Annotated in this window: 6 protein-coding genes; all 6 read left to right on the top strand. The window is 62.5% G+C overall.

The window, feature by feature from the left end; translation table 11 throughout:
* Nucleotides 1–145 (top strand): GH32 C-terminal domain-containing protein (locus tag V6M49_RS15580; RefSeq protein ID WP_332761899.1); only part of this gene is annotated, 145 nt, incomplete at its 5' end.
* Between the two features lie 241 nt (nt 146–386).
* Nucleotides 387–1823 (top strand): GH32 C-terminal domain-containing protein, encoded by a 1437-nt coding sequence (locus V6M49_RS15575; protein WP_332761898.1) that lies wholly within the window; start codon nt 387–389, stop codon nt 1821–1823.
* A 47-nt stretch (nt 1824–1870) separates the two neighbouring features.
* The gene (locus V6M49_RS15570; RefSeq protein ID WP_332761897.1) at nt 1871–3205 is read left to right on the top strand and encodes an ABC transporter substrate-binding protein; all 1335 of its coding nucleotides are present in this window, start codon (nt 1871–1873) and stop codon (nt 3203–3205) included.
* 49 nt (nt 3206–3254) lie between these two features.
* Nucleotides 3255–4136, top strand: coding sequence for a carbohydrate ABC transporter permease (locus V6M49_RS15565; protein WP_332761895.1), 882 nt, complete (start codon nt 3255–3257; stop codon nt 4134–4136).
* Nucleotides 4133–5038, top strand: a complete 906-nt coding sequence (locus V6M49_RS15560) for a carbohydrate ABC transporter permease (protein ID WP_332761893.1) — start codon at nt 4133–4135, stop codon at nt 5036–5038. The genes V6M49_RS15565 and V6M49_RS15560 overlap by 4 nt, the downstream gene beginning before the upstream one ends.
* A 38-nt stretch (nt 5039–5076) precedes the next feature.
* A complete protein-coding gene (locus tag V6M49_RS15555; RefSeq protein WP_332761891.1) occupies nt 5077–6156 on the top strand; it encodes a LacI family DNA-binding transcriptional regulator in 1080 nt (359 codons plus the stop codon).
* Nucleotides 6157–6175: the final 19 nt, after the last annotated feature.

Below are 6175 nucleotides of genomic sequence, written 5' to 3'. Positions count from 1 at the left end.
ACAGAGCGTCGAAGTCTTCGTTAATGCCGGGCAAACGGTGCTCTCGCAGCAGGTGCACTTCGCAGACGGCGACACCGGAATCTCGCTGTACGCCGACGGCGGCCCTGCCACCTTCTCCGGAATCACCATCCGCGAATTCAGCTAGGACCCGAACCAGGCTGCCGGCCCTCAGGAGCTTCCTGTCGGCCGGCAGTGCGGTGTCGTCCGAAGCTTCCGAAACCGGAGGTCCGGGGGAAGTATGAGGCTGCTTCCGCGCCGTCCGCATCCTCCGGATTAAGACCAGCGAAAGAATAAACCTAAACTTTGCTAAAACGCTTGATCAGGTTTCCGATTGGGGCTAGATTACAAGTGATCAAACGTTTTAGCAGAAATGGACATCAGTGCCGATGAAACGCTCAGTCTTCTTCCAGCCCTCCGATGGATGGGTTGGCGATCTTATCCCCTTCGAGAAGGACGGGGAGTTCTGGCTCTTCTACCTTCACGAGGTCCGCTCAGACCCGAAGCCGGGAACCTCGTGGAACCTTGTCACCACCAAAGACCTCACGCAGTTTGAGGACCAGGGTGTTTCGCTCCACCACGGAAGCGACACCGACCTGGACTTCAACGCTTACACGGGCAGCGTCGTCGTCGATGAAAGCGGCAACCACCGCCTGTTCTACACGGGACAGAACCCACGGAACCTCGGACCGGACGGCGTTCCCCTGCAACTGGTCATGCAGGCCACCAGCACCGATGGCATGCAGACCTGGGTGAAGCACCCCGAGCTCACTTTCGGCGCCCCGGACGGCTATGAGTCCGGGGACTGGCGGGATCCGTTCGTCTTCCGGGATGAGGCGGCAGGCCAGTGGCGGATGCTGCTGGCGGCACGGCACTCCGCAGGACCTGAACGCCGCCGCGGCGTCATTGCGCAGTGCGTGTCCGAAGACCTGGTGAACTGGCGGCACACCGAACCGTTCTGGGATCCGCGCCGCTACATCACGCATGAATGCCCGGATGTCTTCGCGTGGGGTGACTGGTGGTACATGGTCTACTCGGAGTTCTCCGAATCCTTCACCACCCGGTACCGCATGGCCAAGAGCCCCGACGGCCCGTGGACGGTACCGGACCTGGACAGTATCGACGGGCGCGCCTACTACGCCTCAAAGACCGCGGAGCGGGACGGGCGCCGCTTCTTTTTCGGCTGGATCGCCAGCAAGGAAGGCAACTGCGACGACGGACCCTGGCAGTGGGCAGGCACGATGTCCGTCCTGGAAGCCCGCCAAAATGCGGACGGAACGCTCGGGTTCGCCTTCGCCGATGAACTGGTGGACAGCTTCTGGGAGGACGTCCCGCTGTCCCTGGCACACGAACTGCCCACCCGGCTCAACGTCCCGGACGGATACACCGCCGTCGTCTCGGAGGAAGAACTGCCCAGCCAGTTTTACGCGAAGGCAGTGCTGGACATTGCCCCCGGGACAACGGAATGCGGTCTGCTGCTGCGCTCAGGGCCGGACGGTGACCAGTCCTACGTGCTGCGCCTGGAACCGAAGCGCGGCAGGCTCGTCTTCGACCGGTGGCCCAGGACCAGCACCGGAGACGCGCAATGGCATGTCTCCGGCGACATTCCGTTCCACATCGAGTTGGAACGCCCGTGCCACCTGTCCCCCGGCGAACACATCCTGGAAGTCATCGTCGACGGCGACATCTGCGTTGCCGTCCTGGACCGGCAGGTGGCCCTCAGCACCAGGATCTACGACTTGCCCGCGGGGCGGATCGGCGTTTTCGCCGGCGAAGGATCCGTCACGGTCACTGAACTTCAAATACGTCAGCGCACCGACAACTAAATAACCACCACCCTCATCCTCCGTTCCAATCAAAGGAGATTGCCCTCATGAAAAAACTCTTCCGTGCTGCCGCTGTCGCAGCCGTCACCGCCCTGGCTTTGACAGCCTGCGGCGGCGGAGGGTCCAGTGACCCTTCCAACGTCAGCCCCACCGGGGAAATCAAAGCCCGTGAAATCTCGTGGCTGCTTTCGCGGCCGGCCGACGGGGCCGTCATCAACATCATGAAGAAGCTGGCGGACGAGTACGCCAAAGACCACCCGGGCTTCGAACTGAAGCTCATCACCACTCCCGACCGGCCCTCCTACATCCAAAAGCTCGAGACGCTGGCCGCGGCCAACAAGCTCCCCGAACTCTTCGATACCGACGCCACGCCCTTCGCCCAACAGCTGGCCAAACAAGGCAAAATGGTGGACGCAGAAAAGCTGCTGAAGTCCCTGGACGTCTATGACGACTACCGGCCCAGCGCGCTGGATTACCAACGGTTCGACGACGGGTCCCTGAACATGATCCCGTTCCAGTTCGAGCTGGAGTTCGTCTGGTACAACAAGGCCCTGCTGCAGAAGGCCGGGGTGGCCGTCCCGAAGTCCCTCGATGACATCCCCGCCATGTGCACCGCCCTGCGCGATGCCGGCATCACCCCCATCGCCATCGACGGCCAGGACCAGTGGCCGCTCGAGCGGTACGTCGCCTACCAGCCGTTCCGTGAAGCCGGGCCGGACTTCATCCAGAAGCTCAAGAAGGGCGAAGCGAAGTTCTCTGACCCCGCAGGCCAGAAGACCGTCGAATGGCTGGCGGCGCTCGGCAAGGCCAAGTGCTTCCAGGATGGCTTCTCATCGCAGGGCTACTCCGACGCCCAGAACCAGTTCACCTCCGGCCAGGCAGCGATGTACAACATCGGCACCTGGGAACTGCCCAGCCTGGCAACGGACAAGCTGAATCCTGAAGTGCGCGATGACATCGATTTCTTCACCCTGCCCACCACTGCAGGATCCGTCACGGCGGCAAACGAGTTCGTGTCGCCGTCGGGCATTGGAATGGCCGTCAACTCCAAGACCTACGACCCGCTGGTCAGCGACTTCCTGAAGTTCGCGCTGAAGAAGTACCCGGCCGAGTACGCGGCCACCGGCGCGCTCTCGCCGACCACCACTGTGGAGACCGTCCTGCCGGCCAATGCCACGCCCTTGTACAAGAAGGCCCTGGAGAAGGCCAACGACCTCGGGGGCAAGCAGGCCATGCCGTGGGACACTCAGCTTGACCCGACAACCAACGGCCGGCTGCAGCAGGAGCTAGTGCTCCTCGTCCAGGGCAACATCACGCCCGAACAGTTCACCAGCACGATGGACAGCACCATCGCGCAGAACGCCCCGAAGTTCTTCAAGTAATCACAGCGGTGGGGGCTGCGGCTGCGGCCCCCACCCGAAAGGCCTAGCCATGCTCCCCAACAGGTCACGACTTTCTGTCCTGGTGTTCCTGCTCCCACCTTTGCTCCTTTACTGCGTCGCCGTGCTGTTCCCCATCGTGCAGTCGCTGTTCCTCAGCTTCTTCTCCTGGAACGGCATCAGCGACATGGAGTTCGTAGGGCTCGCCAACTACGTGCGGATGCTCACCGCAGACGACATCTTCTGGCGCTCCTTCTTCAACGCCCTCGGATATCTGGCCATCTGCCTGGTGCTGCAGCTCGGCGGCGCCCTGGTCGTGGCCAGCCTCCTCACCTCGATGCGACGCGGCCGCGAGCTCATCAAGACCCTCTACCTGCTGCCGGCGGTGATCTCCACCGTGGCCATCGCGTTCCTCTTCGTGCGCATCTACTCGATCGAACCGGTTGGCCTGCTCAACCAGCTCCTGCACTGGATCGGCCTCGGCGCCCTTGAACGGCCCTGGCTCTCGGACATCAACACCGTGCTCACCGCAGTATCGGCTCCGGAAGGATGGCGGTTCACCGGCCTGTACATGCTCATCATCTACGCGGCGCTGCTGTCCGTCCCGCAGGAACTTGAGGAGGCGGCCCGCCTCGACGGCGCCTCGCGGTGGCAACTGTTCACGAAGATCCGCTTCCCGCACATCATGCCCGTCTGGATCACCACCACGATCATGGCAACCACCTACGGCCTGCGCGGATTCGACATCCCCTACCTCATGACCAACGGCGGCCCCGGACAGTCCTCGGAGCTGCTGACCACCTACATGTACAAGACGGCCTTCTCGAGCACCGATTTCGGATACGCCAGCACCATCGCCGTATTCATCGTCGTCGAGTGCCTGGTGGCCGTAGGGCTCATCCTGTTCCTGCTCAAACGAAAGGCGGACGCATGACCGCGCCGGCAGCTCCGATCACCAGGCCTGTGGCAATCCCACCAGACAGCCCGCCGCCGCTCCGCCGACGCAAGCCGCCCAGCCTCCACAGCACCCTGTCAAGAGTGCTTATCGCCCTCATCGTCATCGTGCAGGTCTACCCTCTCGCCTGGCTTTTCATCACCAGCCTCCGCACCGAACACGACTTCGCGACCGGCGACCCCTTCGCACTGCCAAAGTCCCTGACGTGGGATAACTACGCCCGGGCCTTCGAGACGGGCAACCTCTGGTTGAACATCCTGAACAGTTTCATCGTCACCATGGGAGCCAATGTCCTGATTGTGCTGCTGGGAATGATGGCAGCCTATGCGTTGCAGGTCCTCGGGTTCCGGTTCAGCAAGTTCGTCCGCAGCCTTTTCCTGGTCGGCATCATCGTGCCCGTCCAGATCGCCCTCGTGCCGCTCTTCATCGACTACTCAACCATCAACCTGCTCGACACCTACCCGTCGATGATCATTCCCCTGGCCGGCTTCGCCCTTCCGATGTCGATCTACCTTTTCTCGTCATTCTTTGAATACATCCCCCGGGAAACGTACGAGGCCGCGTCCCTTGACGGAGCAGGTCCCTACCGGATCTTCGGACTCATCACGCTGCCCCTTTCGGTAAATACCGTCGTGACAGTCGTCCTGGTCAACAGCATCTTCATCTGGAACGATTTCATCTTCGCCAACACCTTCGTCCTTTCCGAAGAACTGAAGACGATTCCGCTGGGCCTGCAGAACTACATCGGCGCCATGGGAAAGACGGACTGGACGGCCACGTTTGCCGCCGTCTGCATCACCATCACACCCCTTCTGCTGGTCTTCCTCGTGCTGAACAAAGCCATGATCCAAGGACTGGAGAGCGGTGGGAGCAAGGGATGACGGCAGGAACAGCCGGATATACTCCTCAAGGAGGGCTCATGAATTCGCAGGAGAATAGTTCGGTCACACCGCTGGGTGCGGCTGCACCCCTCAAACGTCCCGGGCGCCCTCAACCCGTCACGCTCCGGCAGGTAGCCGAGGCCGCGGGCGTTTCGACTGCCACCGTCTCCCTGGTAGTGAACAAGAAAAAGACTGCCCGGATATCCGACGAAACCCGCCAGCGCGTGCGGGACGCCATCCGGGACCTGGGCTATCGGCCGAATGCCATGGCGCAAACCCTGGTCAGCGGGAGTTCGCGGTTCATCGGGCTCGTGGCCGATGCCATTGCCACCACCCCTTTTGCCGGCCAGATCATCCACGGCGCCCAGGATGAAGCCTGGAAGCACGGCTACGCGCTTCTCATCGCCAACACCGAAGGCAACCGCGAGCTCGAGACGGACGCGATTGCCATGATGCTTGAATACAAGGTGCGCGGAATCCTCTACTCCACCTGGTTCCACCGGCCCACGGACATCCCGGCCTCCCTGAAGGAGTCGGACTTCGTCCTCGTCAACTGCTTTTCCACGGAACCGGGCGCCCGGGCCGTGGTCCCGGATGAAGTACAGGGCGGCCGTTCAGCCACGGAGATCCTGCTGAAACACGGCCACCGCCGGATCGCCTTCATCAACGCCACCATCCCGGCCCCGGCTAAGGACGGACGACTCCAGGGCTACAGGGAAGCGCTGGAAGCGGAAGGCATCCCGTTCGACGCGGGCCTGGTCCTGGAAGCCTACCCAGACCAGGAAGGCGGGTACGGGGCGACCGAGGAACTCCTCAAGCGCGAAGCCACTGCCGTGTACTGCTACAACGACCGAATGGCGATGGGGCTATACGACGGGCTGCGCGAGCACGGGCTCTCCATCCCCGAGGACATGGCAGTGGTGGGATTCGATAACCAGGAAGTCATCGCCGCCCACGTCCGACCCCCGCTTTCCACCGTCGCTCTCCCCCACTACGAACTGGGCGCAGCCGGAGTGCGGATGCTCCTGGGCCTTGAAGAAGCACCGGCCGCTGACGCCACAAAAATCCACTGTCCCACCGTGGAACGAAACTCGGTGCGGGCTCTGGCCCCCGCATAGCCGCACCCAGGATTTGGCC

The sequence above is a fragment of the Pseudarthrobacter sp. genome (assembly GCF_036675385.1).
Lineage (GTDB): Bacteria > Actinomycetota > Actinomycetes > Actinomycetales > Micrococcaceae > Arthrobacter.
The sequence above is the reverse complement of the archived record's forward strand: the minus strand, read 5'-3'. Positions and strand labels throughout refer to the sequence as shown.

What these genes read in the sequence shown, in the direction of transcription:
- V6M49_RS15575 (WP_332761898.1), top strand. Translation starts at nt 387, where the DNA reads ATGAAACGCTCAGTCTTCTTCCAGCCCTCCGATGGATGGGTTGGCGAT.
- V6M49_RS15570 (WP_332761897.1), top strand. Translation starts at nt 1,871, where the DNA reads ATGAAAAAACTCTTCCGTGCTGCCGCTGTCGCAGCCGTCACCGCCCTG.
- V6M49_RS15565 (WP_332761895.1), top strand. Translation starts at nt 3,255, where the DNA reads ATGCTCCCCAACAGGTCACGACTTTCTGTCCTGGTGTTCCTGCTCCCA.
- V6M49_RS15560 (WP_332761893.1), top strand. Translation starts at nt 4,133, where the DNA reads ATGACCGCGCCGGCAGCTCCGATCACCAGGCCTGTGGCAATCCCACCA.
- V6M49_RS15555 (WP_332761891.1), top strand. Translation starts at nt 5,077, where the DNA reads ATGAATTCGCAGGAGAATAGTTCGGTCACACCGCTGGGTGCGGCTGCA.